Genomic DNA, 1245 nt, shown 5'->3' with positions numbered 1-1245 from the left:
TATTGGTCCACCCGGTGCCGCTGATGGTGAGGTTCTCTCCGGCGGTCCAGGTGTCGGGGACGGTGTAGGCGGCCCCATCCGACGTGACCCTCTCGCCGGTAGCGCTCGCCGCGGGGGCGGTGCCGAATCCGGCGAGCAGCACCGCCAGCAGGACGACCGCCGTCCGTACGATGCGACCCGGGTGATTCATCTGTGATCCTCCAGAAGGTGAGCGGTGGTCATGCGAGGGCTTCGAGGACGTCGTCGATGAGGCGGTTCATGAGCAGGGGCCCGCCGGTGGACGTCCAGGCAGATCCGTCCACGAGGATGACGTGATCGCCCGTATATGCCTTGAGCCCGGTGAACCCGGGCACTTTCTCGGCGGCGGCGAGGGCCTGTTGTGCGCCCGCGATGTCGCTGCTGCCGCCGGCGTCGGGGTTGTTGACGCTGGAGCCGCCGAGCGTCCCGAAGAACATGTAGTCGGCGTCGATCTGCTCGAGGTTCTCCAGCGAGACGGGTTCGGAATGGCCCCGTCCGTAGGTGTCCTGGGCGTCCGGGCGGTCGAGCCCGAGATCGGTGAGGAGGCGCCCGGGCGGGAGTTCCTTCAGGATGAGCGCTGGTGCGCTGCCCTGCCAGCGCACGACCGAGAATGTCTTGCCCGCGTAGCCGGACAGCTTGGCTCTCGCCTGCTCGACCCGAGTCTCGTAAGCGGTGATGGTCTCTTCTCCGGCGGTGCTGCGGTTGAGTGCGGCGGCCACGTTCCGTAGGTTGTCCCGCCAGTCCCCGCCGGCGAATCCCGTCACGACGACGGGCGCCACCTCGCGGAGGGCCTCGATCACCGGCGGGTTGTTGTTGACGCTGGTGCCGTCCACCAGGATCAGGTCGGGCCTGGCCGCTCCGATGGCCTCGAAGTTCGGTTGCCCGATGCCTCCCAGGAGGGGGATGCTCGCAGCCCTGTCGGAGAGGTAGTTGGGGACGCCCGACTGGCCGCGCCCCGTCACGGTGCCGATGGGCGTGATTCCCAGGGCGAGGGTTCCGTCGAGGGTCGGCTCACTCAGCGTGACGACCCGCTGCGGGGAGACCGGAACCTGGACCTGGGTCCCCTCGGCGTCGGTGACGGTTCGGACGGCGCCGGTGGCTGCGATCTCACCCGCGCCGGGGCCGGCGCAGCCGGTGAGGGCGGTCACGACGGTAACGGCGAGCATCGCGAGCGTACGACCCTTCCCGATGCGGCGCATGGGACCCCTCTCATGAATCAGCGGATGT

2 protein-coding genes are annotated in these 1245 nt (G+C 69.2%); both read right to left on the bottom strand.

Translation table 11 applies throughout. The features are described 5' to 3' along the window. The coding region (locus G555_RS18065; RefSeq protein ID WP_036921424.1) for a hypothetical protein at window positions 1-190 on the bottom strand (190 nt) is incomplete at its 3' end. A gap of 28 nt (window positions 191-218) precedes the next feature. After that, the gene (locus tag G555_RS0105080) at window positions 219-1184 is read right to left on the bottom strand and encodes an ABC transporter substrate-binding protein (protein WP_211223181.1); all 966 of its coding nucleotides are present in this window, start codon (window positions 1182-1184) and stop codon (window positions 219-221) included. Window positions 1185-1245: the final 61 nt, after the last annotated feature.

This window comes from Propionicicella superfundia DSM 22317 (genome assembly GCF_000423465.1).
GTDB lineage: Bacteria > Actinomycetota > Actinomycetes > Propionibacteriales > Propionibacteriaceae > Propionicicella > Propionicicella superfundia.
Note: the sequence above shows the minus strand (reverse complement) of the source record. Positions and strands in the feature narration are given on the sequence as shown.